This window comes from Leifsonia sp. 1010 (assembly GCF_031455295.1).
Taxonomy (GTDB): Bacteria; Actinomycetota; Actinomycetes; order Actinomycetales; family Microbacteriaceae; genus Leifsonia.
Genome location: NZ_JAVDSL010000002.1, coordinates 349,806 through 375,854 on the forward strand (window position 1 = coordinate 349,806; position 26,049 = coordinate 375,854).

Sequence of the window (26,049 nt, forward strand, 5' to 3'; positions counted from 1 at the left end):
CTTTTCGAATGGATGCGAATGTTCGACCCTGTCCTGCTGCAGACCTTCCTTGCCGTCGCCGACACGCGCAGCTTCACCAAGGCCGCCGGGCGGCTGGGCATCAGTCAGCCGACGGTGAGCCAGCACATCCGCAAGCTGGAGCAGGCGGCGAAGCGCCAGCTGATCGCCCGCGACACGCGAGAGGTGCGGCTGACGGACAACGGGGATGCGATGGCCGGCTTCGCCCGCACCATCCTGGCCGCGCACGCCGAGGCGGACAGCTACTTCAGCGGGTCGGCCATGCGCGGGCGTCTGCGCTTCGGGGCGGCCGACGATCTCGCGATCACGACGCTCCCGCGCATCCTGCGCCACTTCCGTCAGCAGAACCCGCAGATCAATCTGGAGCTGACGGTCGATCAGTCCGGCCCGCTGCACCGCAAGCTGAAGGCCGGCCAGCTCGACCTCATCTTCATCAAGCAGACGCCGGGCACGACGGAGGGGGCGGTCGTGGCGACCGACGAGCTCGTGTGGATGGGGCAGGAGAAGACCGTGCTCGATCCCGATGGACCCGTGCCGCTCATCTCCTACCAGGGCCCGAGCCTGAGTCGTCAGGCCGCGATCGACGCCCTGGAGGCCGCGGGCCGCACCTGGCGGATCACCTGCAACACCCGTGAGGTGAACGGCGTGCTCGCCGCCGTCCGGGCAGGGATCGGCGTCGCCGTCTTCCCCCGCTCGCTCATCCCCACCGACCTCATCAAGGTGACGAACCGATTCGGGTTGCCGGAGCTCGGCCACGTCGACTTCACGCTGCTTTCCAACCCGTCGGCCGCGCGGGAGCCGGTGGATGCGCTGACCACCGCGATCCTGGCGCGCGCCGTCAGCCGCGTGGCCTGATCCGGCTCAGCCTTCGATCGGCACGGCGTCCGGATCGGCAGGCCGTACGCCGCCGTCGGCGGACTTCCGGCGGAGGGTCAGCGCGATCAGCGGGAAGAGCAGCACGGAGAGCATGCCCGCTCCGACCAGGGCCGTCGCGGTGCCGACCTGCAGGTCGTGCTCGCGCACGCCGATCGCGGTCACGGCGACGATGATCGGCAGCCCGGTCGCGCTGAACAGCGTGAGCGCAGCCCGGTCGCGGAACGTCGAGCCCGGCGGCGCCAGGAACGACGCCGGGATGCCGCGCAGGAGCAGCAGAAGGACGAGGAAGATCGGCAGCAGGATCAGCGCCCGCGGGTCTCCGAGCAACGCCTTCAAGTCGAAGCCGATGCCCGTGTTGATGAAGAACACCGGCACCAGCACGCCGAAGGCGACGGCCTCGAGCTTGCTCTCGATGTGATGGGCGTCCTCCGGCTTCGCCCCGGAGAGCAGGATGCGGCAGAGCACCCCCGCGGCGAACGCGCCGAGCAGCATGTCGAGCCCGAGCGCGATGCTCAGACCGACGAGAGCCGCGATGACGCACACCACGAATCGCACGGCGAACTGGCCGCTGGTGTGCAGCGTCGCACGGACGAGCCGGTGGAATCGCTCGTGGCCTCCGCGCGAGGCGATCCAGATCCCTGCTCCGGCGATCACGGCGAACCCGATCAGCACCAGCGCGGCGGCCAGTGGCTTCCGGCCGCTGAGGAACAGCGAGATCGCGAGCAGCGGGCCGAACTCGCCGACAGCGCCGATCGCGGTGACGACCCGGCCGAACGGTGTGTGCATCTCCCCGGCGTCGCGCAACACGGGCATCAGGGTGCCGAGGGCCGTCGAGGTGAGAGCGATGCCGACATAGACGCCGGGCACGATGGATCCCGCGATGAGCGTGGCCAGCACGATCGCGAAGACGAGGGAGAACAGCCAGACCAGGGATGCCCGACGCAGCGGCCGGCCGGCGATGGCCGGAAAGTCGATCTCGTTGCCCGCCATGAAGAACAGGAAGGCGAGGCCGAAGTTGGCGATCGCATCCAGACCGGCCGTCTCCGGCACCCAGCCGAGGACGCTGGGGCCGATGATCAGACCGAGGACGATCTCGAACACGACGAGCGGGATCTTGACGAACCGCCCGACCGCGGTGGTGAGAAGGGCGGCCAGGACGCCGAGCAGGGGGACGAGCACAACGCTCGAGACGGCGGGTTCCATGGGCGCATGTTAGCGACCGCCGCGGCGTCCGCGGCAGACCGTTCGTGGAGGACGGAGGCGTTCACACGGGCGAAACCGGACGGGGATAATGTGGCGTCATGCGCGAACTTCAGGCACAGATCATCGAAGAGCTGCACGTCCGTCCCGAGATCGACCCGGCCGCCGAGGTCGAGCGACGCGTCGGCTTCCTGGTCGACTACCTCCGGTCGACGGGTGCGGCCGGTTTCGTCCTCGGAATCAGCGGCGGCCAGGACTCCAGTCTCGCCGGCCGGCTCGCCCAGCTGGCGGTCGAGCGACTGGCCGCGGAGGGGACGGACGCCGACTTCGTCGCGGTCCGTCTGCCGTACGCCGTGCAGCGGGACGAGGAGGACGCGCAGCTGGCGCTGTCCTTCATCCAGCCGAAGAGCTCGGTCGTGTTCAACATCCAGCGCGGCACCGACGGCGTCGAGGACGAGTACGCGGATGCTCTCGGGGAGCCGATGACCGACTTCGTGAAGGGAAACGTGAAGGCCCGGATCCGCATGGTCGCGCAGTACGCGATCGCCGGCCAGCGCGGTCTCCTCGTGATCGGCACCGACCACGCGGCGGAGGCGGTGACCGGTTTCTTCACCAAATATGGCGACGGCGGCACGGACATCCTCCCGCTGAGCGGCCTCACCAAGCGGCAGGGCAAGCAGCTGCTCGCGCACCTGGGTGCGCCCGCCCGGCTGTACGAGAAGGCACCGACGGCCGACCTGCTCGACCTCAACCCGGGCCAGACCGACGAGGACAACCTCGGGCTGACGTACGTCGACATCGACGACTTCCTGGAGGGGAAGGACGTGTCGGACGAGGTCGCGGAGGCGCTGGAGGCGCGATACCGGGCGACCGAGCACAAGCGGCAGCCTCCGGCGAGCCTGTTCGACTCGTGGTGGGGCGAGGGCGCGTACAGCCGCTGATCATCGGAGCAACGACGAAGGGCGCCGGCGTGATGCCGGCGCCCTTCGTGTCGGGTGGAGTGGATGCCGCCGGAGCGGCGGTCGTCAGACGGGCTGCCCGAGTCGCGTGGTCGGCGCGGTGTCCTGCGGCCGAGCGCCGGCCGCGGCGGCCTGGACGAACGGGTTCGTCTCGGCCGTGTCGTCCTGCGCGGGCGCAGCGGCCGGAGCGGCTGTGGTCGCCGGCGCGGCGTACTGGTCGTGGTGCTGCTGCGCGACCCACGCGTCCTGCTGCGCGATCAGCGACCGCTCGGTGTCGGTGTTCTCGAACCGCCACCGCTCGAGGTCGCTCTGGAAGATGCGGCGAGCTCGACGCGGGTTGTTCTGCCATTCGAGCAGGCGGTCGCGGAACTCCGCGATCGCCGGGTCGAGCTGGTAGCCGAAGGTGGCCGAAGCCCGCTTCATCTCGGCGAGCTGGTGGCCCGCCCAGGTGGCCGCGAGGCCTGCCGTCTTGATCGGGAGCAGCCGGACCATGATGTCGGCCTGGCCGACGGCGCGGTCGGAGAGCACCTGCTCGGCCGGGGTGAGGGAGTTCCAGACGGAGGCCTCGGTCGCGGCATCCACGAGGGCGGCGATCGCGGACGCCTTCTGCTGGCGGTCGGTGCGGGAGAGCAGACCCTTGAGGGCGCCTCGGGCGATCCACGCGGAGATCAGGCCGGAGACGATCACGGCGACCGCGAGGACCGCCGCGTAGAAGAGCGCCGGGCGCGCGGCCGGCGACGTGAGCCAATCGACGAAGTCATTCCACCACTGCATGCCGTGATGGTAGCCGCGGTTGTCCACCTGGCCGCGGACCCTCTGCGTCGTGTCGTCAAACGGGCGCACGGCGTCCTCTGCGCGCGGGCTTCACGGGCGCGGCAGAATGGAGACGACGATCGAAAGGGGACCCCATGCAGACCTTCGTGCTGGCAGGCGGATGCTTCTGGTGCCTGGATGCCGTGTACCGCGTGCTCCGCGGCGTGCAGGACGTCGTGTCCGGCTACACCGGCGGGACCGCCGTCGACCCCACCTACGAAGAGGTGTGCACGGGTCGCACCGGGCACGCGGAGGCGGTGGCGGTGACGTTCGACCCCGAGGTCATCCCGCCGAGCGTCATCCTCGACGTCTTCTTCACGCTGCACGACCCGCGGCAGCTGAACCGGCAGGGCAACGACATCGGCACCCAGTACCGTTCGGCGATGTTCTACGACAGCGAGCATCAGCGCGAGCTGTTCGAGGGTGCGCGCGACCGCGCCGCCGAGTACTGGGACGGCGGGATCGTGACCACCATCGAGCCGCTCGGGCCCTTCTACCGCGCGGAGGAGTACCACCAGGACTTCTTCGCGAAGAACCCGGGCCAGGGCTACTGTCTCGCCGTCGCCCTGCCGAAGGTGAACAAGATCCGCGCGTCGTACGCGGACTACGTGGCGGCCTGAATCCGTCCACCTCTTCCGGACTAGGCCCGTTCTCCACAGATTCTCCACCCGCGGCTCGCGACGCCCACGGAGCAGCGAGGCTGGGGCTGTGCCCGCCGCAGGAGCGGGCGCAGAGAAGAGGAGAACATGTCCGATACCGTTGCGGTCCGCGGCTTCGTCGCCACCGAGCCCCGTCACCTGGTCACCGAAGGCGGGCTGCCGATCACGAGCTTCCGGCTCGTCACCACGCACCGCCGCTACAACCGCCAGGCGTCTTCGTGGGAAGACGGCGGCAGCAACTGGTACACCGTGAGCGCCTTCCGGCGTCTCGCGCTGGGCACGGCGGAGTCCATCACCAAGGGTGACCCGGTGCTGGTCGCCGGGCGACTGTGCCTGCGCGAGTGGTCGGGTGAGAAGCAGGGGATGACGGTCGAGATCGAGGCGGAGTCCATCGGGCACGACCTCACCTGGGGGCGATCACGGTTCACACGGGCGGCCGCAGCGGATACCGACGGTGATCCCTCACCGGCGCCTCCCGAGGGAATCCCAGCGGCGGCACCCTAAGATGCCGGATATGCCGTCTTCCGTAGTCCGCCGGACCGGTTCGCCCGTTGCTTCCGCTCTCACCCTGGTGGCCGGACTGACCGTGGCTCTCGCTCTCGCCGGGTGCACCGCATCCACGCCGAAAGCGTCTGCGACGCCCACGGCGACGCCGATGGCGACGAGCACGGCCACACCGACGCCGGCTGGTCTGGTGCCGGGCGGCACGGCGCAGGAGAACCTCGCCTACTTCGACACGGTGAACCACGCGACGCTTGCGGCGAACCCGAACGCCCAGGGTCGCGACTTCATCGACGCGCTTGTCAAGGCCGGTTTCGCCAAGGCCGACATGCAGGTGACCGTCGATACGACGACCATCGGGCTGAAGGCGAACTCGATCCAGTTCTCGGTGCGGATGGGCGACAGCTGCCTGATCGGCCAGAACGGCGCCGACGCGGGCGGCTACTCCAGCATGGTGACGCCCGTGCTGTCCACCGGGAACTGCCTCATCGGGCAGACCCGTCCGATCGAGTGGTAGGGCCGGAGCCGCCCGGGAGGCGGCGCAGGGCCGGTATCCTCGAATACGGCAGTAAGCCGACGACAGGGAGTTGAAGAAGAAGAGTGGCCGAATACATTTACTCGATGGTGCGCGCCCGCAAGGCGGTCGGCGACAAGGTGATCCTCGACGATGTCACGATGGCGTTCCTGCCGGGAGCGAAGATCGGCGTCGTGGGTCCGAACGGCGCCGGTAAGTCCACCATCCTGAAGATCATGGCCGGTCTGGACACGCCCTCCAACGGCGATGCCAAGCTCAGCCCCGGATACACCGTCGGCATCCTGATGCAGGAGCCCGAGCTCGACGAGAACAAGACCGTGCTCGAGAACGTCCAGGAGGGCGTGGGCGAGATCAAGCAGAAGGTCGACCGCTTCAACGAGATCTCCGGACTCCTCGCCGACCCGGACGCCGACTTCGACACGCTCCTCGCCGAGATGGGGACGCTGCAGGAGCAGATCGACGCCGCCGACGCGTGGGATCTCGACTCGCAGCTCGACCAGGCGATGGATGCGCTCCGCTGCCCGCCGGGGGACTGGCCGGTCCACACGCTCTCGGGTGGTGAGAAGCGCCGTGTCGCGCTCTGCAAGCTTCTGCTCCAGAAGCCCGACCTCCTGCTCCTCGATGAGCCCACCAACCACCTCGACGCCGAGAGCGTGCTCTGGCTCGAGCAGCACCTGGCGAAGTACCACGGCGCCGTTCTCGCCGTGACCCACGACCGGTACTTCCTCGACCACGTGGCCGAGTGGATCGCCGAGGTCGACCGCGGGCACCTGTACCCGTACGAGGGCAACTACTCGACCTACCTCGAGAAGAAGCGCGAGCGCCTCGAGATCCAGGGCAAGAAGGACGCGAAGCTGGCCAAGCGCCTCTCCGAGGAGCTCGACTGGGTGCGCAGCAACGCCAAGGGGCGTCAGGCCAAGTCGAAGGCCCGTCTGGCCCGCTACGAGGAGATGGCGGCCGAGGCGGAGCGCACGAGGAAGCTCGACTTCGAGGAGATCCAGATCCCGCCGGGGCCGCGCCTCGGTCAGGTCGTCATCGACGCGAAGAACCTCGAGAAGGGCTTCGGCGACCGCAAGCTCATCGACGGCCTCACCTTCACGCTTCCCCGGAACGGCATCGTCGGCGTCATCGGCCCGAACGGTGTCGGCAAGACGACGCTGTTCAAGACGATCGTCGGCCTCGAGCCGCTCGACGGGGGCGACCTGAAGGTCGGCGAGACCGTGCACATCTCGTACGTCGACCAGACCCGCGGCGGGATCGATCCCAACAAGAACGTCTGGGAGGTCGTGTCCGACGGGCTCGACTACATCCAGGTCGGCAAGACCGAGGTGCCGTCGCGCGCCTACGTCTCCACCTTCGGTTTCAAGGGACCGGACCAGCAGAAGAAGGCGGGCGTGCTCTCCGGTGGTGAGCGCAACCGCCTGAACCTCGCCCTCACCCTGAAGCAGGGCGGCAACCTGCTGCTCCTCGACGAGCCGACCAACGACCTGGATGTCGAGACGCTCTCCAGCCTGGAGAACGCCCTGCTCGAGTTCCCCGGCTGCGCGGTGGTCATCACCCACGACCGGTGGTTCCTCGACCGGATCGCGACCCACATCCTCGCCTACGAGGGCACCGAGGAGAACCCGGCCGACTGGTACTGGTTCGAGGGCAACTTCGAGGCATACGAGGAGAACAAGGTCGAGCGTCTAGGCCCCGACGCCGCCAAGCCCCACCGCTCCGCGTATCGCAAGCTCACGCGCGACTGAGACGGCCGGCCATGCGACTGCACGTCCCGATCAAGCTCCGCTGGAGCGACCTCGACGCCTACGGCCACGTGAACAACGCCGAGATGCTGCGCCTCCTGGAGGAGGCGCGCATCGAGGCGTTCTGGGCGACCGACGACTCCAGCGGCGACACGAGCGGCGTGGCGGCGGGAAGCGGCGAGGCCGTCGGCGGGTCGACCGCTGTCCTCGACGGCCGTCCGGGCGCAGACACCCTGACGCTGATCGCGCGGCAGGAGATCGAGTACCTGGCGCCCATCCCGTACCTCCGCCAACCGCTCGACGTGCAGCTCTGGCTGGGCCGCCTCGGCGGCGCGAGCCTCGAAGTCTGCTACGAGGTGTGGTCGCCGGAGGGCACGGAGCCGAAGACGCTGTTCACGCGCGCGGCCACGACGATCGTGCTCGTCGACGCGACCACGCAGAGGCCGCGCCGGATCAACGAGCGCGAGCGGGATGCCTGGACGCCGTACCTCGACGAGCCCGTGGCGTTCGCCAAGCGGTCCTAGACGACGCCCCGCTCCGCCCTCACGGGGCCGGTGTCGGCGCCGGGCTGCTCTGCACCGGGTCCGGGCTGAACGAGTTCTCCCACACCGCCCGCGAGCCCGCCTCGCCGATCAGGACCACCTCGACGACCGTTCCGACGGCCAGCACGGCCGCGATCACCGTCAGCACGATGATCGCGGTGCGGCGCACCGCCACGCTCGGCCGGCGTGGCGAGTCCGGCCGGTCGAAGAAGAAGAACCACGCCCACTGGACGACGGTGAACACGAACAGCGCGATCACCCACGGCAGCAGACCGTGGCCCAGCGCAGCGTGCTGCTGGATCAGCGGGGTGGCCGGCAGCCGCGCCTGCAGCCACTCACCGGCCTCCACGACGACGGGAACCAGGATCAGGTCCGCCAGCGCCAGCAACGGCACCACGATCCCGAGCCGCCGGCGTGCGGCCGGCCAGATCGGCACCAGCAGCGCGGCGATCGCCGTCAGCGGCACCAGCACGACGACGAAGTGGACCAGCAGGACGTGCAGCGGCAGTCCGTTGACCTCCACGGCGCGCCCTACGCGGTGACGGTGACGGAGTCGCCCGACACGGTCGCCTTCAGCTTCGGCAGCGGATCACGCGCAGGGCCGTTGAGCACATCGCCCGTCGTCGCGTCGAACTTCGAACCGTGGCACGGGCAGTCGAACTCCTTGCCCTGCGGCGCGACCGTGCATCCCTGGTGCGTGCACACGGCGCTGAACGCCACCACCTGACCGGCGGTCGGCTGCGACACCACGATGGGCTTGCCCGCGAGCGTGGCAGACACGGCACCACCGACCGGGATGGACGCGAGCGACACTTCGGCCGTGCCGCCGCCGCCCGAGGACGACCCGCCGTCTCCGGAGCCGGATCCGGATCCGTTCGCGTCCTGTCCGCCGCCGGGTGTGCAGGCGGCGAGCAGGACCGCGCCGGCGGAGGCCCCGCCGATCGTGACGAGGGTGCGGCGGGTGAGCGGTGCGTGGTCGTTCATGCGGATTCCTCCCGTTCGGCGGATGCGTCTTCTACGGTTATCACGAGACGGTCGCGCGGTCGGTTCAACCGTTCCGCATGAACCTTTCCGTCGGCTGCATCGTGTACGAGGTGGAGGTGAACATGCCGGAGGAGGACGCCCGCCTGCTGCGCGAGCTGCACGACCAGCACGCGCAAGCCGTCTGGCGGTACGTCGTGCACCTCACCGGCGACCGTGCGATGGCCGACGACGTGGTGCAGGAGACCCTCCTGCGCGCCTGGAGGAAGCCCTCCGTGCTCGACCAATCGCAGCAGTCCGCGCGCACCTGGCTCTTCACCGTGGCCCGGAATCTCGTCATCGACGGCCGCCGCAGCGCCGCCCACCGGCACGAGTTCGGCACGGACACGCTGCCGGAGCATCCTGCACCGGACAGCGAGGCGGACGCCGTCCTCGACGCGTGGCTGGTGTCGGACGCCCTGGCGGAGCTGTCCGTCGAGCACCGCGCGGTCATCGTGCACGCCTACTACGGCGGACGTTCGATCGCCGAGATCGCGCGCGAGCTCGACATCCCGGAGGGCACGGTCAAGTCGCGCCTCCACTACGGCCTGCGAGCCCTGAGGCTCGCACTTCAGGAGAGAGGGGTGACGGAACGATGACCACGCACGACGAGTTCGCCACCTGGGACGCCGCATACGTGCTAGGCGCGCTCTCACCGACGGAACGCCGCGCCTTCGAGGCGCACCTGCGCGAGTGCGACCGATGCTCCGAGGCGGTGGCCGAGCTGGCCGGGATGCCGGGCATCCTCAGCCGCGTGCCGCGCGAGCAGGCCGCAGCGCTCCTGGAGGAGCCGCTGCCGACGCCGAGCGCAACCGATCGGCCCGACTCCGAGGGACCGTCGCCCGACGTGCTCCCGTCGCTGCTGCACCAGGCACGCCGGCGTCGCATTCGGTCCCGCTGGCTGGTGGCGGGGCTGTCCGCCGCTGCCGCCGCGATCGTGGTGGGATTCGCCGCCTTCGCCCTGCCCGCGATCCTGCAGCCCGCATCCACGCCCACCGCTGCCGTGGTCATGAAACAGGTCGAACCGAGCCCGCTCACCGCCGACCTCCGGCTGACCGCGGAACCGTGGGGCACCCGCATCGATTCCGACTGCCGCTACGCCCACCTCGGGGGCGACGACGGCGACCGAGCGTGGACCTACGCGATGGTCGTCACCGACCGTTCGGGCACGCAGCACGAGATCTCGACCTGGACGGCGGAGGCCGGAACAGTTGCGACGCCCGTCGCGACGACGAGCATCCCGATCGCGGACATCGCCTCGGTGGACATCCGCGCAGCGGGCGGGACGGTACTGCTGCGCAGCACGTTCGACTAGGGCGTCGGCAGCGGCCGGTCGGCTCGCTCAGTCCTCGGCGCGCGGGAGCCGGATGGTCGCCTCCTGCGCGACGCTCGCCACCAGGCGTCCATCGCGGGTGAAGATGCGCCCCTCCGCCAACCCGCGCCCGCCGCCGGCGGTCGGCGACTCCTGCACGTACAGCAGCCACTCGTCCACCCGGGCCGGCCGGTGCCACCACATCGCGTGGTCGAGGCTCGCGGCCTTGAGCCCCGGGGTGGCCCAGGCGATGCCGTGCCGCCGCATGATCGACTCCATGATCGTGTAGTCGCTCGCGTAGGCGAGTGCGGCCTGGTGCAGCCGGGGATCGTCGGGCATGTCACCGATGGTTCGGAACCAGACCGCCTGGTGCGCGACCCGGTCGCCCTCGACCGAGAGGTAGACCGGCGAGGTGACGTGCCGCATGTCGAACGGGCGCTGGCTGGCCCAGTACTGCGCGACGGGATGGCGCACGTCCTCCAGCGACGACGCCGTCGACGGCAGGCTCTCCGGGTCCGGCAGCCCCTCGGGCATCGCGTCCTGGTGCTCGATGCCCTCATCCTCGGTCTGGTACGAGGCGATCATCGACAGGATGGGGAGCCCGTTCTGATACGCCTGGGTGCGGCGCCGAGAGAAGGACCGCCCGTCGTGGATGCGGTCCACGGAGAACGTGATCGGGAAGTTCACGTCGCCCGGACGCAGGAAGTATCCGTGCATCGAGTGGATGCTGCGGTCGTCGTCGACCGTCCGGGTGGCCGCAATGATGGACTGCGCGAGCACCTGGCCGCCGAACACGCGGCCCAGCGGCATCCACTGCGATGGGCCCGTGAAGATGTCCTCACTGGTGCGGGCGCCGGTGTCGGTCAGATCGAGCGCGGTCAGTAGGGAAGCCAGGGGCTCGGTCACGGTGCCTCCAAGTCGGTGGTGTGTTGGTAGTTTAGACATCCGATGAGCCAGTCGTTTTCTCTAGTCGATCTCCTCGCCGTCGCCGATCTGCAGACCTATCTGTCGCGGGCGGCCCGTGTCGAGGAGGGCTCCGTGCGCCTGATCGCCGGATCGGGGGTGCTGGCCGTCTACACGGCGATCCTGTATCCGCGGGGATTGATGGATGAGACGCCGACCGTGCTGGGCCTGCGGACCTTCGCGACGGGTGCGGATGTGGAGTTCGATGTCGTCGTTCCCATCCGCTCGCTGCTCGACCGGGTGGCGCGGGTGCGCGAGAGCGCAGAGGCCGCCGAGGCTGAGGGCACCGGCGCCGAGGGCACGGCCGCGCCGATCGAGATCCGCCTGCCGCTCGAGGTGTCGACCGTGACGTGGGCGGGCATCTCGCCGCCGCGGGGAGGGTGGCAGAAGGTCGGCGAGACATCGTCCGCCCTGCTGCAGTCGACCGCGAAGACGGGCGTCGCCGAGGTCGCAGAGGCCGTGCCGACCGGCACAGGCGAGCAGCTGGTGCAGCGCGTCCGTGCCGAGGTGTGGGGCCGCCCGATCGACGACCTGGAGTACATCCCCGCGGGCGCCGCATTCGCCGCGGACAGCCTCGGCTTCGTCGGCGACGACGACACGGTCACCATCCACGAGACGGGCCGCTGGACGCGCCTCACCACGCGCCGCGGCCACACCCTCGTCCGCCGCCAGGCCTGGACCCTCCGCCGCTGACAAGCCAACAGCTCCTGAGTTTTTCGCACGAATGCGACGCTGAATCGCGAAAAAGTCAGGAGCTGTTGGTGTGAGAAGCGCGCATCGAGGGACGGTCAGGCGCGGGCGGCGGCTCGACCGGCCTGGCGGCCCGAGAAGAGGCAGCCGCCGAGGAACGTGCCCTCCAGGGCGCGGTAGCCGTGCATCCCTCCGCCGCCGAAGCCGCTCGCCTCACCGACCGCGTAGAGGCCCGGAACCACCGACCCATCGGCCGACAGCACCCGCCCGTCGAGGTCCGTCTCGATGCCGCCGAGGCTCTTCCGGGTCAGGATGTGCAGCTTCACCGCGATCAGAGGTCCCGCCGCCGGGTCGAGCAGCTTGTGCGGCGTTGCGACGCGGATCAGTTTGTCGCCCCGGTAACGGCGCGCGGCTCGGATGGCGGCGAGCTGCAGATCCTTGCCGAACTCGTTGTCCAGCTGACGGTCGCGCTCGTGCACGTGCCGTGCGACCAGCTCGGTGTCGAGCGGGACGTCCGCGATGCGCTGCATCCCGGCCAGCAGTTCGTCGAGCGTGTCGGCGACCACGAAGTCGGCGCCCTTCTCCTTGAACGCCTCCACCGGCCCGGGTGCGCCCGGAGCGACGCGTTTGGCGAGCAGCCGCACGTCCTTGCCGGTCAGGTCGGGATTCTGCTCGCTGCCGGAGAGCGCGAACTCCTTCTCGATGATCTTCTGGGTCAGCACGAACCAGCTGTAGTCCGAACCCGTCCGCCGCAGGTGCTCCAGCGTGCCGAGCGTGTCGAATCCCGGATACAGCGGCGACGGCAGTCGGTCGCCGTGCGCATCCAGCCACAGGGATGACGGGCCGGGCAGGATGCGGATGCCGTGCCGCTCCCACACCGGATCCCAGTTCTGGATGCCCTCGGTGTAGTGCCACATCCGGTCGCCGTTGATCAGGTGCGCGCCCGCGGTCTCCGCGATCGCCAGCATGCGGCCGTCGACGTGGGCCGGCACTCCGGAAAGCATGGATGCGGGAGGCTCGCCCAGCCGCGCAGGCCAGGCGGCGCGGACGAGGTCGTGGTTTCCGCCGATCCCGCCGGAGGCGACGATGACGACCGGCGCCCGGAGCTCGAAGTCGCCGACGACGTCCCGGTTGCTGGGCGCACCGCGACCGGCGGTGTCCGGTGCGAGCACCGCGCCGCGCACGCCGGTGACCCGGCCGTCCTCGACGATCAGCTCGTCCACCCGGTGCCGATTGCGGATCGCCGCGCGTCCGTTCGCCGCCGCCGACTGCACGCGTCGCGCGAAGGGCTCGACGACCCCCGGACCGGTGCCCCACGTGATGTGGAAGCGGGGGACCGAGTTGCCGTGACCGCCGGCCCTTCCGTCGCCGCGCTCCGCCCATCCCACGACGGGGAAGAAGCGCACGCCCTTCTCGTGCAGCCAGGCCCGCTTCTCACCGGCCGCGAACTGCAGGTACGCCTCCGCCCACTGCCGCGGCCAGTGATCCTCGTCGCGGTCGAAGCCGGCGGTGCCGAACCAGTCGTCGCGGGCAAGCGCGAGGGAGTCGTGCACGCCCATCCTGCGCTGTTCGGGGGAGTCGATGAGGAAGAGCCCACCGAACGACCACCAGGCCTGCCCGCCGAACGAGGCGGACGGCTCCTGCTCCACGATGGTGACCCGGCGCCCCGCGTCCAGCAGTTCGGATGCGGCGACCAGGCCCGCAAGGCCCGCGCCGACGACGATCGCGTCGGGTTCGTAGGTCATCCGTGTCTCCTTCGGCACCGGGATGGCGGGAGGAGCGCTACTCCTCGAATGTGTTGACCATAGCGAACGCGGCCCGCTCCAGGTAATTCCAGAGCGTCTCCTCCTGCAGCGGCGGGAGGTCGAGTTCGCCGACCGCGGTCCGCATGTGGGTCAGCCAGCGGTCACGGGCGTCCGGGTTCACCTTGAAGGGGTTGTGCCGCATCCGGAGGCGCGGGTGCCCGCGCTGCTCGCTGTACGTCGTCGGACCGCCCCAGTACTGCTCCAGGAACAGCGTCAGCCGCTCCTTCGCCGGGCCGAGATCCTCCTCCGGGTACATCGGTCGCAGCACCGGGTCGTCGGCGACATCGCGGTAGAACGCGTCCACCAACCGGACGAACGTCTCGTGTCCGCCGATCTGGTCGTAGAAGCTCGGCTGAGGGCCGACGGGGATGCTCATCGGGCGGGTCCGTCCGTCTCGGGGCGGGGGTGGGGCGCGGTGTCGGCATCGGGCTTTGGCGCCTTTTCCCCCGCCGCCTTTTCCCCAGCCGCCTTCCGCACGGACGCTCCGCCCTCGACCGCCGGCGTGATCCGGATCGCGCCCGGGTCGGCCACCCGTCCGCCGCCCGCCGCCTGCTGGCGCTTCGCCGCCGCGCGCGCCTTGCGCCCCTTCAGCGGCGGCTCCGGCGTCACGGCCTGGCTCGGCCGGGTGCGCGGGGGCTTCGCGCCCATGACGCTCGCGGCGCTGTCGAATCCGCTCAGCACGACGGCAGAGAGCGACGGGAGCTTCACATCCATCTCGTCCAGGGCCTGCTTGAGGCGGAGGCGCAGCTCGCGCGAGACGTCGTCCTTCGCAGTGGTGCGGGTCTTCAACACGATGCGGATGACGATCGCGTCGGCCGAGATCGACTCGATTCCCCACAGCTCCGGCTTCTCGAGGATGCGCGAGCGCCACTTGGTGCTGGTCGCGAGCGCCGTCGCGGTTTCCAGCATCTTCGCTTCGACCGCCTCGACATCGGCCTCGTAGGGCACCGCGAGGTCGATGATGACGCGCGCCCAGCCCTGCGACATGTTGCCGACGCGGAGGATCTCGCCGTTGCGGACGAACCAGAGCGTCCCGTTGACATCGCGCACCTGGGTCACGCGGATGCCGACCGCCTCGACCACGCCGGTCGCGGAGCCGAGGTCGACCACATCGCCGACGCCCAACTGGTCCTCCATGACCATGAACAGGCCGTTGAGCACGTCCTTCACGATGTTCTGGGCGCCGAAACCGAGCCCGGCGCCGATCGCGGCCGTGAGCAGCGCGAACGACCCGAGCACGTCGGGGACGAAGACATTGAGGATGAGGATGATCGCGATGATGCCGATCGTCACGTTGACGATGTTGGTCAGCACCGAGCCGAGCGTCCGCGTGCGCTGCACCACGCGCACGGCCGCGAGCGGCGACGCCACGAGCGCCTGCGTGTCGCTGACGTTCTGGCCCTTCTTGACGCCGCTGACGATCCGGGCGACGACCTTGCGGATGACGACGCGCAGGATCCAGCTCAGCAGGAAGGCACCGGCGACGATGCAGACGGCGTTGACGATGTTCCAGCCGGCGTCGACCGCCCAGGAGCCCAGATCGGTCCAGAAGTTCGCTTTGAGGATTTCCATACCGCTTCGAGCCTAGCGAGCCGCGCCTTGGCGGTGCCTGGAATCGGAGCCGGGTCGGGTCATCGGTCCAGCAGCCCGTGCTCGTACGCGAAGATCACCGCGTGCACGCGGTCGCGCAGCTGCAGCTTCGAGAGCACGCGCCCGACGTGCGTCTTCACCGTCGACTCGGTCAGGTAGAACCGCGCGCCGATCTCGCCGTTGCTGAGGCCCTCGCCGATCGCGAGCAGGATCTCCCGCTCGCGCGGGGTGAGGGCGGCCGCCGGGTCGTGCCCGGTCTGGTTCGGCGATGACCCCGACGGGAGCCGGTCGGCGAACATCTCCAGCATCGCCCGGGTCACCCGGCCGGAGACGGCCGCGTCGCCCGCCGCCACCGCGCGCACGGCGCCGATGAGCTCGTCGGGGCGCGCATCCTTGAGCAGGAATCCGCTCGCGCCTGCCCGCAGCCCGCCGAACGCGTACTCGTCGAGGTCGAAGGTGGTCAGGATGATGATCCGCGCGCCCGGGTCGGTCTCGACGATGCGCCGGGTCGCCTCGATGCCGTCGAGCACCGGCATCCGGACATCCATGAGCACCACGTCCGGTCGCACCTGCGCGGTGAGCCGGACGGCTTCGGCGCCGTCGGCCGCCTCGCCGACCACGGCGAGGTCCGGTTCGGCCTCCAGCACCATCCGGAAGCCCATGCGGACCAGCTGCTGGTCGTCGACCAGCAGGATGCGGATGGGGGCGTCGGTCACGGGTTCTCCTTCGGGTTCTTCGGTGCGGGTGCCGCGGTCACTGCCGGGACGTCGCCGGGCGGGGGAGGCGGAGGCGGCGGCGCCGAGTCAGCGGTCGTCGTGGCCGCAGGCGCCGCCGTGCGCACCGCGTCGAACACGGCCCGAACGCGCCAGCCGCCGCCGGGTCGAGGCCCCGCCTCCAGCGTCCCGCCGTACAGCCCGACCCGTTCGCGCAGGCCGATCAGCCCGCGCCCGGAGCCCTGCCCGGGGGAGGGATGCAGCGCAGCGTCGTCGTCGATGGTTACGATCACGGTCCCCGGCTGGAAGACGATGACGACGCGCACGGCCGTCGCGGTCGGGGCGTACCGGAGCGCGTTCGTCAGACCCTCCTGCACGACGCGGAAGATGGTGAGCTGCTGTCCGATGTCCTCCGGGGGCACTCCGGTGACGGTGATCCGCACCGGCAGACCGGCGGCGCGGAACGTCTCAACCAGTTCGGCGAGCTCGCCGACGCCCGGTTGCGGTTCCCGTGCGGCGGTGCCGTCCTCGCCGTCGCGCAGCACGCCGAGCAGGCGGCGCATGTCGGCCAGAGCGCCGCGCCCTGTCTCCGCGACGAGCCGCATGGCTTGTGCCGACCGCTCGGCCTGCTCTGTCCGCTCGGATTCCGGACGCCCGGATGCCGCATCCACCATCCGGGCGGAGCCGTCCGCCAGCGTGATCATCACCGTGAGGCTGTGCGAGACGATGTCGTGCATCTCGCGCGCGATCCGGCTCCGCTCGGCCGCCGCCGCGATCTCGGCCTGCTGGTCGCGCTCGCGGGCGAGCTGACGGGCGCGGTCGATGAGGGCGTTGAGGTAGCGCCGGCGGTTTCCGACGTTGCTGCCGATCAGCACGGAGACGACGCTGAACGACAGGACGAGGATGCCCGACGGGATCGCGGCCGTCTCGAGCGGCGTGAACACCTTCGCCTGGGTGAGGATCACCTGCACGACGAGCGTGGAGACCGTGACGGCGGAGGTCACCGCGAACGCCACCCACGCCGAGCGGATGGAGCGGTAGACCGCGAGCGCGTACAGCGCGAACAGGGTGGGCACCACATCCATGTCGCGGCCGAGGAAGACGCTGGTGCCGAGCAGCACGGTCGCGATCGCGAAGACGACCGCGGGCTGTTGCCGCCGCGCCAGCAGGGCAGCGCCGGCCACGGCCGACAGGACGAGGTGGATGAGTTCCTGCGGTGTCGGGTGGACGGCCGAGACGACGAGGGCACCGACGACCGAGGGGATGAGGTAGAACGCCGCGACGAAGATGTCGACGGCCAGGGGATGCGCTGCCAGGAAACGACGCACGACCCCGGGCGGTCTCGGCAGTTCGAGTCCGCCCGGGGTCTGCGTGGTGGTCGCCTCCGAGGTCACGACGAGGGTCAGGCGTCCCTGCGCTGCAGCAGCACCGACCCGGCGATGAACGCGACGGCCGCCCAGACGAGCACCGTCACGACGTTCGCCCAGGGCTCGAGGGTGCCGTTGCCGACCCCGGCGAGGCCCTGTCCGGCGTTGCTGATCAGGTAGTGCTGCGCGTCGGCGACCCACTCGGTGCGGGTGAGGCTGCTGATGAGGCTGGCGATGATCGGCAGCACGAGCAGCACACCGAGGGCACCGGCGATGCCGCCGGCCGTCGACTTGAGGATGGCGCCGACGCCGAGCGCGAAGACGGCGACGAGACCGAGGTACGCTCCGGCGCCGAGGATCGCCCACAGCGTGTCGGAGGAGAGCAGATCGCCCTCGTATCCCTTGCTGTTGAGGAGCGGGACGGCGACCGCCCAGGACGCGGCCGACGACACGAGGCCGACGACGAAGGCGACGACGAACAGGACGAGCGTCTTCGCCGCGAACACCGGGAAGCGGCGCGGAACCGCGGTGAACGACGAGCGGATCTGGCCCGTCGAGAACTCGCCGCTGATCACGAGGACGCCGAGCACGGCGATCACCAGGGAGGCGAACGTCAGACCGGCGGTCGCGGCTGTGGTCGCGAACGCGGCGCTCTGCGCCTCGATGGCCGCGCGCTGACCCGCAGGCACCTGGCCGACCAGCACCGATTTCTCGGGGATGGTGACCGCGACGAGAGCGGCGATGCCGACCACGAGCACGACGGCGCTGATGAGCGTCCAGAAGGTCGACCGGAGGGTGCGGAGCTTGATCCACTCCGACCGGATCACGCGCGGGAAGCTGAGGCGGCCGAGCGAGGTGTGCGGATGCCCGACCGGGGCGGCGGGGTGTGTGGCGGTGCTCATCGGCTGACCTCCGTGCGGTACTCGACGTCGTCCTGGGTGAGCTCGAGGTAGGCCTCCTCGAGCGAGGCGCTGATCGGGGTCAGCTCGTGGAGCACGATCCCGTCACGAGCGGCGGTCTCGCCGATCTGGGCGGCGGTGAGGCCGGTGATCTCGAGCAGCTGCGCCTCGACGCCGGTGACGGCGACGTCCGCGCCGGCGACGGCTCGTGCGAGCTGCTCCGGCTGCGGCGTCCGCACGCGGACGGCGTGGCGGGTGGCGGCGGCGAGGATGCTGTCCACCGGGGCGTCGGCGAGGACGCGGCCGCGGCCCAGCACCACGATGTGGTCGGCGGTCTGCGCCATCTCGCTCATCAGGTGCGACGAGAGGAAGATCGTCCGGCCCTGGGACGCCAGGTGCCGGGCGAACTGGCGCACCCAGAGCACGCCCTCGGGGTCGAGTCCGTTCACCGGCTCGTCGAGGATGAGCGTCGCCGGATCGCCGAGCATGGCCGCGGCGATGCCGAGCCGCTGTCCCATTCCGAGCGAGAAGCCCCCGACGCGCTTGCTGGCGACCGACTCGAGACCGGTCATGCCGATCACCTCGTGGACGCGGGACTTCGGGATGCCGTGGGTCGCCGCCAGCGACAGCAGGTGCGCGTATGCGGTGCGGCCGGTGTGGATGGCCTTGGCGTCGAGCAGGGCGCCCACCTCGGTGAGCGGCGACCGGAACTCGGCGTACCGCTTGCCGTTGATGAGCGCCTGGCCGCGGGTCGGGCGGTCGAGCCCCATGATCATGCGCATGGTGGTCGACTTGCCTGCGCCGTTCGGGCCGAGGAAGCCCGTCACTTTGCCGGGCTGGATGGTCACGGAGATGTCGTCGACGGCGGTCTTCGCGCCGAAGCGTTTGGTGAGGTGATCGAGCTGGATCATGACTCCGAGACTAGGGGTGACGGGTCCGCGCCGTCATCGTCCCGCGGTACGACGGCGGGTCGGCCCCGGGCACGGCACGAGGGGCCCCACCGCGGTGAGGCCCCTCGTTGCCGTCGTTCGTCAGTGCGCGCGAGTTACTGTGCGTCCCGCTTCTGAGCCGCGAGAGCTCGCTCCACACCGGCGAGGTTCTCCACCACCATGCGGCGCAGCGCCGCCGGCTCCGGGTTGGCGTCGAGCCAGGCCCGGGTCGCGTCGCGCAGGGCCTCGTTCGCCAGCGGTGCCGGGTACATGCCCTCGACCAGGTACTCCGCGATCTTGTACGTGCGGGAGGTCCAGATCTGCTGCAGCGTGGCGAAGTACGGCTCGACGAACTGGGCGAGCACGCTCTTGTCCTTCGCGCGCTGGAAGCCGATGCCGGTGTACCGGACGATCGTGTTGGGCAGGCTGTCGGAGCCGAACACCGAGTCCCACGCCGCCTGCTTGCCCTCCAGCGTCGGGATGCTGGCGCGGGCCTGGGCGGCGAACTGGCCGCCGTTCGCGGTGTTGTCGGCGGCGAGGGCCGCGTCGATCTCGGCGTTGCCGGCCGCGCCGCCCGCCACGAGGGCGATGAGCAGCTCCCACGACAGGTCGGTGTCGATCGTCAGGCCCTCGAGCGTCACGGAGCCGTCGCGCAGCGCCGCGACCGTCTCCAGCTGCTCGTCGGTCGAGGCGAGCGCCGCGAAGAACTTCACGAACTGGAACTGCGCGTCACTTCCGGCCTCTGCGCCCTTCGCCAGCTCCCACAGCGCGGACGCCGCATCCTGAGCCGTCTGCTTCTGACGCTCGGGGGCGACGTAGGCGGTAGCGGCGAGCACCAGCTGGTTGAGGGTGGTGCGGATGGTCGTCGACTCGGTCTCGGACGCGATGTTGCCGAGCACCAGGCGCACGTAGTCGCTCGCGCTCGTCTCGGCGTCGCGGGTCGCATCCCACACCGCACCCCAGACGAGCGACCGGGCGAGCGGGCTCTCGATGTCGGAGAGGTGCTCGATCGCGACCTTCAGCGACTCCTCGTCGAGGCGGATCTTCGCGTAGGCGAGGTCGTCGTCGTTGATGAGTACGAGGTCGGGGCGGCGGGTGCCGACGAGGTCGGCCACCTCGGTGCGCTCGCCGTCGACGTCGAGCTCGAAGCGCTCGTCGCGGACCAACTTGCCGTCGCTGAGGTTGTACAGGCCGATCGCGAGGCGGTGCGGACGGATGGTCGGGTAGTCGGCGGCCGCCGACTGCAGCACGGCGAACGAGGTGATCGTGCCGTCCGCATCCACCGTCAGCTCGGGGCGGAGGGTGTTGACGCCGGCGGTCTCGAGCCACTTCTTCGACCAGTCGGTGAGGTCACGGCCGCTGGTGGCCTCCAGCTCGACCAGGAGGTCCTTGAGTTCCGTGTTGCCGTGCGCGTGCTTCTTGAAGTACTGCGCGACACCGGCGAGGAAGTCGTCCTGGCCGACCCACGCCACCAGCTGCTTCAGGACGGAGGCGCCCTTCGCGTAGGTGATGCCGTCGAAGTTGACCTGCACGTCCTCCAGGTCGTTGATCGTCGCGACGATCGGGTGCGTCGAGGGCAGCTGGTCCTGGCGGTACGCCCAGCTCTTCTCCATGGCGGCGAAGGTCGTCCACGCCTCGGTCCACTCGGTGGCCTCGGCCGTGGCGAGGGTGGAGGCGTACTCGGCGAACGACTCGTTCAGCCACAGGTCGTTCCACCACTTCATGGTCACCAGGTCGCCGAACCACATGTGCGCAAGCTCGTGGAGGATCGTCACGACGCGGCGCTCCTTGATGGCGTCGGTGACCTTCGAGCGGAAGACGTACGTCTCGGTGAAGGTGACGGCTCCGGCGTTTTCCATCGCGCCAGCGTTGAACTCGGGCACGAAGAGCTGGTCGTACTTCTCGAAGGGGTACGCGTAGTCGAAGCGCTCCTCGTAGAAGGCGAAGCCCTCGCGGGTCTTGTCGAAGATGTAGTCGGCGTCGAGGTACTCGGCGAGGCTCTTGCGCGTGTAGACGCCGAGCGGGATGGTGCGGCCGTCGCGGCTGGTCAGCTCACTGTGCACCGACTCGTACGGGCCGGCGATCAGCGCGGTGATGTAGGAGGAGATGACCGGGGTGGGAGCGAACGACCAGACCTTCTTACCGTCGCCCGCATCCTGCGGCTCGGGGGTGGGGGAGTTGCTCACGACGGCCCAGTGCGCCGGGGCGGTGACCGTGAACGTGAACTGCGCCTTCAGATCCGGCTGCTCGAACACCGCGAACATGCGGCGCGAGTCCGGGACCTCGAACTGGCTGTAGAGGTAGACCTCGCCGTCGACCGGGTCGACGAAGCGGTGCAGGCCCTCACCGGTGTTGGTGTAGATCGCGTCGGCGACGACGGTCAGCTCGTTCTCCTCCTGGAGGCCGTCGAGCTGGATGCGCACCCCGTCGCTCACGGTCGCCGGGTCGAGCTCCGCACCGTTCAGCGTGACGCTGTGCACCGTGCGCGTGATCGCGTCGATGAAGGTCGACGCACCCGCGGTGGCCGAGAACCGCACCGTCGTGGTGCTGAGGAAGGTCTCCGGACCGGTCGTCAGGTCGAGGCTGACGTCGTAGCTGTGGGTGCGGACGAGCGACGCGCGCTCCTGTGCTTCGATGCGGGTGAGGTTTTCTCCGGGCAACGCTGACTCCTTCGAGGGGATCGGACGGGTGGATCGTGTCCACCCGTCCACCTTAGCCACCGGTTCCGACGCCGTCGGTGGCCGTCCCTAGACTGTGGATATGCGCATCCACATCGCCACCGATCACGCCGGACTCGACTTCAGCAGGCACCTGCAGGAGCATCTGACCGCTGCCGGTCACGAAGTGATCGACCACGGCCCTGTCGAGTACGACCCCATCGACGACTACCCGGCGTTCTGCATCAATGCCGCCGCTGCGGTGGTGCGCGACCAGCAGGCCGGTGTCGAGGCGCTCGGCGTGGTATTCGGCGGCTCCGGCAACGGCGAGCAGATCGCCGCCAACAAGGTCCGTGGCGCCCGCGCAGCCCTGGTCTGGAGCGAGTCCACCGCGCTGCTCGCCCGCCAGCACAACGACGCCAACGTCATCGCGATCGGCGCCCGCCAGCACACCGTCGAAGAGGCCACGGGCTTCATCGACGCCTTCATCGCCGAGCCTTTCTCGTTCGAGGAGCGCCACGTCCGCCGCATCGCCCAGCTGGCGGAGTACGAGGCCACCGGCGACATCGCGGGCAAGCACGTGGACCGCTGATGCCCGAGGGTCACTCCGTCCATCGCATCGCCCGGCAGTTCGCGGTCAACTTCGTCGGCCACCGGGTCTCCGTCTCGTCGCCGCAGGGGCGGTTCGCCGCGGATGCGACGCGCATCGACGGCCACGTGATGACCGATGCGAAGGCGGTCGGCAAGCAGATGTTCCTGGAGTTCGACAACGACCTCTGGCTGCGCGTGCACCTCGGCCTGTACGGGGCGTGGGACTTCGCGGGCGACATCAGCATCGACCCGACGATCGCGAGCGCGAACGGCCGGATGGGCCAGACGAACCAGCGCGGCACCGACCTCGAGCCCGTCCTCGACAGCGCGGGCGAGAACTCGCTCCACTCCATCGGCGCGCCCCGGCGCACGCGGCTGCGCATGGCCGAGTCCGAGAAGGTGGAGGCCGAGATCACCTCGTTCCCGCCCGAGCCGATCGGCCAGGTGCGCGTGCGACTGCTGACCGACACCGCGGTCGCCGACCTGCGCGGGCCGACGGCCTGCGAGGTGCTCGACCCGGCGCAGGTGGATGCGGTCATCGCGAAGCTGGGGCCCGATCCCCAGGTCGACGACGGCCAGGAGGCGGAGGACCGCTTCGTCTCGATCGTGCGCCGCAAGCCGACCGCCATCGCGCTGTTGCTGATGGATCAGAGCGTTGTGAGCGGCATCGGCAACGTCTACCGCGCCGAACTGCTGTTCCGCGCCAGGCAGAACCCGCACACGCCGGGCAAGCAGGTGCCGGAGGAGACGGTGCGGGCGCTGTGGCGCGACTGGGTGCATCTGCTGCGGATCGGCGTCGAGACCGGCCAGATGATGACGATGGACGACCTCGACGAGCAGTCCTACCGTAAGGCGATGGCCAACCGCGACGACCGCCACTGGGTCTACAAGCGCGAGGGACTGCCGTGCCGGGTCTGCGGCACGAACATCCTCATGGAGGAGCTGGGCGGCCGCAAGCTGTACTGGTGCCCGGTGGACCAGGCGTAAGGGGACCGCGTGCGACAGAATCCGAGCTTCACCCTGACCGATCCGGCCGAGCTGAAGCGGCTCGTGCGCGAGAACCCATGGGCTACGTTCGTGAGCAACACGTCCGCAGGGCTGGTCGCCTCCCACTATCCGGTGATCCTCGACGAGTCGCGGGAAGAGCTCACGCTGCTCAGCCACGTCGGCCGTCCGGATGAGCAGCTGCACGAGTTGGGGGAGCACGAGCTGCTCGTGATCGTGCAGGGTCCGCACGGCTACATCTCGTCCGGCTGGTACGACGAGAAGCCCGCGGTTCCCACCTGGAACTTCATCGCCGCTCACTTCACGGGTGTTCCTGAGCTTCTCGGCGACGAGGAGAACCTCGACGTGCTGGCCAGGCTGGTGGACCACTTCGAGGACGAGCTGCCCGAGCCGCGTCGCATGCGCGGCACACTGGAGGATGCGGCCTACGCCGAACGCATCGTCTCGGGCACCGTCGGCCTAAGGCTGACGCCCACACGCGTGGTCGCCAAGCAGAAGATGAGCCAGAACCGCCCGGACCACATCGTCGACGCGATCATGGACGAACTGGGCGGCGACGGCCCGTACGCCAGCGCCGGCCTGCTGCGTGAGATGCGTCTCGTGCACGACCGGCGCCGCGCCGCGCGATGACGGTGCTGCTTGCCGGCGCGCGGCTTCCCGGGCGCGACGGGCTGGTGGATGTGGTGCTCGACAGCGGGCGGATCGCGTCTGTCTCACCGGCTGCTTCGACGGGTGGCGGCGCGGCGGGGGAGCGCATCGCGCTCGACGGTCGCTGGCTCGTGCCTGGTCTGTGGGATCAGCACGTGCACTTCACGCAATGGGCGCAGACCGCGCGTCGCCTGGATGTGTCCCGGGCGGGGTCGGCCGCCGAGGCCGCTGCGCTGGTGCGGTCACGGGCGTCGGCGGCGGGAGCGTCGGCGGCGGCGGATGCGGCGGACGACGTGCTCGTCGGCTTCGGCTTCCACGACGCGCTCTGGCCGGACATTCCCACGCGCGAGCTGCTCGATGCAGCCGCGGGCGACCGCCCGGTCGTACTGATCGCGGGTGACCTGCACTGCTCCTGGCTGAACTCGGCCGCGGCCGCGCGGTTCGCGCCCAGTACGTCGGACGCCGTGCTGCGGGAGGACGCGAGTTTCGCCGTGACCAGCCTCCTCACCGCTGCCGATGACCGGACGCTCGACCGCTGGGCGGCCGACGCGGCGCGGGTCGCGGCGACGCGTGGCGTGGTCGGCATCGTCGACCTGGAGTACGGCTGGAACCTCGACGTCTGGCGGAGGCGCATCGCGGGTGGCGCATCCGGCTCCTCCGACCTCCGTGTCGAGTTCGGCATCTACGGGGAGCACCTGGAACTCGCTGCAGAGCTGGGCCTGCGCACCGGCGACGTCGTGGATGACACGGCTGGCCTGCTCACGGTCGGCCCGTTCAAGGTGATCTCCGACGGCTCGCTGAACACCCGCACGGCTCTCTGTTCGCACGCCTATCCCGACGGCGGCCACGGCGTGGCGAACCTGACCCCGGACGAACTGGTCGAGCGGATGCGGTTCGCGGTCGAACACGGCCTGGTCCCCGCCGTCCACGCCATCGGCGACGACGCGAACCGCCGTGCGCTGGACGCGTTCGAGGCCGTCGGTTCGGGCGGCCGGATCGAGCACGCCCAGCTGATCGACGCCGCCGACATCCCGCGCTTCGCGCGCCTCGGCGTGACCGCGAGCGTTCAGCCCGAGCACGCGATGGACGACCGGGACGTCGCCGACCGCCTCTGGTCCGACCGTGCCGACCGGGCTTTCCCTCTCGCCGAGCTGCACGCCTCCGGCGCCCACCTCGCCTTCGGCTCCGACGCCCCCGTCGCGCCCCTCGACCCCTGGGCCGCGATCGCGGCGGCGGTCGGTCGCTCGCGCGACGGCCGCGAGCCGTGGCATCCCGAGCAGTCCCTGTCTCCGGAGGCCGCTCTCGCCGCCTCCGTGCGCTCGACCGTCGCCCCGGGCCAGCCGGCCGACCTCGCGGTGCTCGACCGCGACCCGCTCACCGCGTCCCCTGCCGACCTCCGCACGATGCCGGTCGCCGCCACCTTCGTCGCCGGCCGCCCCACTTACGACACCCTGCGCTGACCCGCGCCTCGCAGATTCAGCACGAATGTGCGGTTTGCGCCCGCCAAAGCGCACATTCGGCACGAATCAGCTGTCCCCGCCCGCATGACGCGGCGGACCTTAGGCACCAACGTCGGACATCCTCGCCCAATCGTTCCGTATCTCCGTCCGGGCCGCGGTGCGTCGGAGATTTGGCGGCACTTTACCGACGCTGGCAGGGCTGCGGGCTTGCGTCGGAGATGTGCCGCCCACTGTCGGACATCGGCGCCAAGTCGTTCCGTATCTCCATCCGGGCCGCGGTACGTCGGAGATTTGGCGGCACTTTACCGACGCTGGCCGGTCTGCGGCGTTGCGTCGGAGATGGGCCGCCCAGCGTCGGAGACCGGCGGCAAGTCGTTCCGTATCTCCACCCGGGCCGCGGTGCGTCGGAGATTTGGCGGCACTTTACCGACGCTGGCGGGGCTGCGGGGTTGGGTCGGCGACGTGCCGCCCAGCGTCGGACATCGGCGCCAGGTCGTTCCGTATCTCCATCCGGGCCGCGGTGTGTCGGACATTTCGCGGCACTCTACCGAC

The 26,049-nt window shown here is 70.1% G+C and carries 27 protein-coding genes; 14 read left to right on the plus strand and 13 right to left on the minus strand.

Annotation, left to right across the window (positions count from 1 at the left end):
• Window positions 1-18: 18 nt before the first annotated feature.
• Window positions 19-873 (plus strand): LysR substrate-binding domain-containing protein, encoded by an 855-nt coding sequence (locus J2Y42_RS12410; protein WP_309859008.1) that lies wholly within the window; start codon window positions 19-21, stop codon window positions 871-873.
• Between the two features lie 6 nt (window positions 874-879).
• Here the strand turns inward: J2Y42_RS12410 and J2Y42_RS12415 are convergent, their stop codons facing one another.
• Window positions 880-2,097, minus strand: a complete 1,218-nt coding sequence (locus J2Y42_RS12415) for a cation:proton antiporter (protein WP_309859011.1) — start codon at window positions 2,095-2,097, stop codon at window positions 880-882.
• 98 nt (window positions 2,098-2,195) lie between these two features.
• Here J2Y42_RS12415 and nadE point away from each other — a divergent pair, with 98 nt between their 5' ends.
• On the plus strand, window positions 2,196-3,035 hold the full coding sequence (nadE, locus tag J2Y42_RS12420; protein ID WP_309859014.1) for an ammonia-dependent NAD(+) synthetase: 840 nt from the start codon (window positions 2,196-2,198) through the stop codon (window positions 3,033-3,035).
• Between the two features lie 84 nt (window positions 3,036-3,119).
• Here nadE and J2Y42_RS12425 read toward each other — a convergent pair whose 3' ends face one another.
• Window positions 3,120-3,827, minus strand: coding sequence for a hypothetical protein (locus tag J2Y42_RS12425; protein WP_309859017.1), 708 nt, complete (start codon window positions 3,825-3,827; stop codon window positions 3,120-3,122).
• A gap of 134 nt (window positions 3,828-3,961) precedes the next feature.
• Here J2Y42_RS12425 and msrA point away from each other — a divergent pair, with 134 nt between their 5' ends.
• The 5 genes from msrA (at window position 3,962) to J2Y42_RS12450 (ending at window position 7,830) form a co-directional block, all read left to right on the plus strand.
• Window positions 3,962-4,486 (plus strand): peptide-methionine (S)-S-oxide reductase MsrA, encoded by a 525-nt coding sequence (gene msrA / locus J2Y42_RS12430; protein ID WP_309859020.1) that lies wholly within the window; start codon window positions 3,962-3,964, stop codon window positions 4,484-4,486.
• Window positions 4,487-4,612: 126 nt separating this feature from the next.
• A complete protein-coding gene (locus J2Y42_RS12435; protein WP_309859023.1) occupies window positions 4,613-5,029 on the plus strand; it encodes a single-stranded DNA-binding protein in 417 nt (138 codons plus the stop codon).
• Window positions 5,030-5,039: 10 nt separating this feature from the next.
• Window positions 5,040-5,543: a DUF6993 domain-containing protein gene (locus J2Y42_RS12440; protein ID WP_309859026.1), complete on the plus strand. Its 504-nt coding sequence runs from the start codon at window positions 5,040-5,042 to the stop codon at window positions 5,541-5,543.
• Window positions 5,544-5,626: 83 nt separating this feature from the next.
• A complete protein-coding gene (gene ettA / locus J2Y42_RS12445; RefSeq protein ID WP_309859029.1) occupies window positions 5,627-7,309 on the plus strand; it encodes an energy-dependent translational throttle protein EttA in 1,683 nt (560 codons plus the stop codon).
• Between the two features lie 11 nt (window positions 7,310-7,320).
• On the plus strand, window positions 7,321-7,830 hold the full coding sequence (locus tag J2Y42_RS12450; protein ID WP_309859032.1) for a thioesterase family protein: 510 nt from the start codon (window positions 7,321-7,323) through the stop codon (window positions 7,828-7,830).
• A gap of 19 nt (window positions 7,831-7,849) precedes the next feature.
• On the opposite strand, the gene J2Y42_RS12455 is transcribed toward J2Y42_RS12450, so the two are convergent.
• Both J2Y42_RS12455 and J2Y42_RS12460 read right to left on the minus strand, forming a co-directional pair.
• A complete protein-coding gene (locus J2Y42_RS12455) occupies window positions 7,850-8,371 on the minus strand; it encodes a hypothetical protein (protein WP_309859035.1) in 522 nt (173 codons plus the stop codon).
• Window positions 8,372-8,379: 8 nt separating this feature from the next.
• A complete protein-coding gene (locus J2Y42_RS12460) occupies window positions 8,380-8,832 on the minus strand; it encodes a Rieske (2Fe-2S) protein (RefSeq protein WP_309859038.1) in 453 nt (150 codons plus the stop codon).
• A 77-nt stretch (window positions 8,833-8,909) separates the two neighbouring features.
• Here J2Y42_RS12460 and J2Y42_RS12465 point away from each other — a divergent pair, with 77 nt between their 5' ends.
• Together J2Y42_RS12465 and J2Y42_RS12470 are read left to right on the plus strand one after the other, a co-directional pair.
• Window positions 8,910-9,467, plus strand: coding sequence for a sigma-70 family RNA polymerase sigma factor (locus J2Y42_RS12465; protein ID WP_020074936.1), 558 nt, complete (start codon window positions 8,910-8,912; stop codon window positions 9,465-9,467).
• Window positions 9,464-10,183, plus strand: a complete 720-nt coding sequence (locus tag J2Y42_RS12470) for a zf-HC2 domain-containing protein (protein ID WP_309859042.1) — start codon at window positions 9,464-9,466, stop codon at window positions 10,181-10,183. Before J2Y42_RS12465 ends, J2Y42_RS12470 begins: the two co-directional genes overlap by 4 nt.
• Window positions 10,184-10,210: 27 nt before the next feature.
• Here J2Y42_RS12470 and J2Y42_RS12475 read toward each other — a convergent pair whose 3' ends face one another.
• Window positions 10,211-11,086: an acyl-CoA thioesterase II gene (locus tag J2Y42_RS12475; RefSeq protein ID WP_309859045.1), complete on the minus strand. Its 876-nt coding sequence runs from the start codon at window positions 11,084-11,086 to the stop codon at window positions 10,211-10,213.
• Between the two features lie 42 nt (window positions 11,087-11,128).
• Here J2Y42_RS12475 and J2Y42_RS12480 point away from each other — a divergent pair, with 42 nt between their 5' ends.
• The gene (locus J2Y42_RS12480; RefSeq protein WP_309859048.1) at window positions 11,129-11,836 is read left to right on the plus strand and encodes a hypothetical protein; all 708 of its coding nucleotides are present in this window, start codon (window positions 11,129-11,131) and stop codon (window positions 11,834-11,836) included.
• A 95-nt stretch (window positions 11,837-11,931) separates the two neighbouring features.
• Here the strand turns inward: J2Y42_RS12480 and J2Y42_RS12485 are convergent, their stop codons facing one another.
• The 8 genes from J2Y42_RS12485 to pepN form a co-directional block, all read right to left on the minus strand.
• A complete protein-coding gene (locus J2Y42_RS12485) occupies window positions 11,932-13,578 on the minus strand; it encodes an FAD-binding dehydrogenase (RefSeq protein WP_309859049.1) in 1,647 nt (548 codons plus the stop codon).
• Between the two features lie 37 nt (window positions 13,579-13,615).
• Complete coding sequence (locus J2Y42_RS12490) at window positions 13,616-14,014, minus strand: globin (RefSeq protein ID WP_309859052.1); 399 nt, start codon at window positions 14,012-14,014, stop codon at window positions 13,616-13,618.
• Window positions 14,011-15,210 (minus strand): mechanosensitive ion channel domain-containing protein, encoded by a 1,200-nt coding sequence (locus J2Y42_RS12495; RefSeq protein WP_309859054.1) that lies wholly within the window; start codon window positions 15,208-15,210, stop codon window positions 14,011-14,013. The genes J2Y42_RS12490 and J2Y42_RS12495 overlap by 4 nt, the downstream gene beginning before the upstream one ends.
• Window positions 15,211-15,269: 59 nt before the next feature.
• Entirely contained in the window at window positions 15,270-15,944 is a 675-nt protein-coding gene (locus J2Y42_RS12500) for a response regulator transcription factor (RefSeq protein ID WP_309859057.1), read from the minus strand.
• Complete coding sequence (locus J2Y42_RS12505) at window positions 15,941-17,335, minus strand: histidine kinase (protein WP_309859060.1); 1,395 nt, start codon at window positions 17,333-17,335, stop codon at window positions 15,941-15,943. The genes J2Y42_RS12500 and J2Y42_RS12505 overlap by 4 nt, the downstream gene beginning before the upstream one ends.
• 8 nt (window positions 17,336-17,343) lie before the next feature.
• Complete coding sequence (locus J2Y42_RS12510) at window positions 17,344-18,210, minus strand: ABC transporter permease subunit (protein ID WP_309859062.1); 867 nt, start codon at window positions 18,208-18,210, stop codon at window positions 17,344-17,346.
• The gene (locus J2Y42_RS12515) at window positions 18,207-19,118 is read right to left on the minus strand and encodes an ATP-binding cassette domain-containing protein (protein WP_309859065.1); all 912 of its coding nucleotides are present in this window, start codon (window positions 19,116-19,118) and stop codon (window positions 18,207-18,209) included. The genes J2Y42_RS12510 and J2Y42_RS12515 overlap by 4 nt, the downstream gene beginning before the upstream one ends.
• Before the next feature lie 134 nt (window positions 19,119-19,252).
• On the minus strand, window positions 19,253-21,796 hold the full coding sequence (pepN, locus tag J2Y42_RS12520) for an aminopeptidase N (protein WP_309859067.1): 2,544 nt from the start codon (window positions 21,794-21,796) through the stop codon (window positions 19,253-19,255).
• A gap of 100 nt (window positions 21,797-21,896) precedes the next feature.
• On the opposite strand from pepN, the gene J2Y42_RS12525 reads away from it, so the two are divergent.
• From J2Y42_RS12525 to J2Y42_RS12540, 4 genes are read left to right on the plus strand one after another with little or no spacing between them, the layout of a single operon-like run.
• Window positions 21,897-22,385, plus strand: coding sequence for a ribose-5-phosphate isomerase (locus J2Y42_RS12525; RefSeq protein WP_018190781.1), 489 nt, complete (start codon window positions 21,897-21,899; stop codon window positions 22,383-22,385).
• Window positions 22,385-23,371 carry a DNA-formamidopyrimidine glycosylase family protein gene (locus tag J2Y42_RS12530; RefSeq protein ID WP_309859070.1) on the plus strand — a complete coding sequence of 329 codons (987 nt, stop codon included), beginning with the start codon at window positions 22,385-22,387 and terminating at the stop codon, window positions 23,369-23,371. The genes J2Y42_RS12525 and J2Y42_RS12530 overlap by 1 nt, the downstream gene beginning before the upstream one ends.
• A gap of 9 nt (window positions 23,372-23,380) precedes the next feature.
• Entirely contained in the window at window positions 23,381-24,019 is a 639-nt protein-coding gene (locus tag J2Y42_RS12535) for an FMN-binding negative transcriptional regulator (RefSeq protein WP_309859073.1), read from the plus strand.
• Window positions 24,016-25,497, plus strand: coding sequence for an amidohydrolase family protein (locus J2Y42_RS12540; protein ID WP_309859076.1), 1,482 nt, complete (start codon window positions 24,016-24,018; stop codon window positions 25,495-25,497). The genes J2Y42_RS12535 and J2Y42_RS12540 overlap by 4 nt, the downstream gene beginning before the upstream one ends.
• Window positions 25,498-26,049: the final 552 nt, after the last annotated feature.

Bases quoted from the DNA above. Each gene is read 5' to 3' on its own strand.
- J2Y42_RS12410 (WP_309859008.1), top strand. From the start codon at position 19: ATGTTCGACCCTGTCCTGCTGCAGACCTTCCTTGCCGTCGCCGACACG.
- J2Y42_RS12415 (WP_309859011.1), bottom strand. From the start codon at position 2,097: ATGGAACCCGCCGTCTCGAGCGTTGTGCTCGTCCCCCTGCTCGGCGTC.
- nadE (WP_309859014.1), top strand. From the start codon at position 2,196: ATGCGCGAACTTCAGGCACAGATCATCGAAGAGCTGCACGTCCGTCCC.
- J2Y42_RS12425 (WP_309859017.1), bottom strand. From the start codon at position 3,827: ATGCAGTGGTGGAATGACTTCGTCGATTGGCTCACGTCGCCGGCCGCG.
- msrA (WP_309859020.1), top strand. From the start codon at position 3,962: ATGCAGACCTTCGTGCTGGCAGGCGGATGCTTCTGGTGCCTGGATGCC.
- J2Y42_RS12435 (WP_309859023.1), top strand. From the start codon at position 4,613: ATGTCCGATACCGTTGCGGTCCGCGGCTTCGTCGCCACCGAGCCCCGT.
- J2Y42_RS12440 (WP_309859026.1), top strand. From the start codon at position 5,040: ATGCCGTCTTCCGTAGTCCGCCGGACCGGTTCGCCCGTTGCTTCCGCT.
- J2Y42_RS12450 (WP_309859032.1), top strand. From the start codon at position 7,321: ATGCGACTGCACGTCCCGATCAAGCTCCGCTGGAGCGACCTCGACGCC.
- J2Y42_RS12460 (WP_309859038.1), bottom strand. From the start codon at position 8,832: ATGAACGACCACGCACCGCTCACCCGCCGCACCCTCGTCACGATCGGC.
- J2Y42_RS12465 (WP_020074936.1), top strand. From the start codon at position 8,910: ATGAACCTTTCCGTCGGCTGCATCGTGTACGAGGTGGAGGTGAACATG.
- J2Y42_RS12470 (WP_309859042.1), top strand. From the start codon at position 9,464: ATGACCACGCACGACGAGTTCGCCACCTGGGACGCCGCATACGTGCTA.
- J2Y42_RS12480 (WP_309859048.1), top strand. From the start codon at position 11,129: ATGAGCCAGTCGTTTTCTCTAGTCGATCTCCTCGCCGTCGCCGATCTG.
- J2Y42_RS12485 (WP_309859049.1), bottom strand. From the start codon at position 13,578: ATGACCTACGAACCCGACGCGATCGTCGTCGGCGCGGGCCTTGCGGGC.
- J2Y42_RS12490 (WP_309859052.1), bottom strand. From the start codon at position 14,014: ATGAGCATCCCCGTCGGCCCTCAGCCGAGCTTCTACGACCAGATCGGC.
- J2Y42_RS12495 (WP_309859054.1), bottom strand. From the start codon at position 15,210: ATGGAAATCCTCAAAGCGAACTTCTGGACCGATCTGGGCTCCTGGGCG.
- J2Y42_RS12510 (WP_309859062.1), bottom strand. From the start codon at position 18,210: ATGAGCACCGCCACACACCCCGCCGCCCCGGTCGGGCATCCGCACACC.
- J2Y42_RS12515 (WP_309859065.1), bottom strand. From the start codon at position 19,118: ATGATCCAGCTCGATCACCTCACCAAACGCTTCGGCGCGAAGACCGCC.
- J2Y42_RS12525 (WP_018190781.1), top strand. From the start codon at position 21,897: ATGCGCATCCACATCGCCACCGATCACGCCGGACTCGACTTCAGCAGG.
- J2Y42_RS12530 (WP_309859070.1), top strand. From the start codon at position 22,385: ATGCCCGAGGGTCACTCCGTCCATCGCATCGCCCGGCAGTTCGCGGTC.
- J2Y42_RS12540 (WP_309859076.1), top strand. From the start codon at position 24,016: ATGACGGTGCTGCTTGCCGGCGCGCGGCTTCCCGGGCGCGACGGGCTG.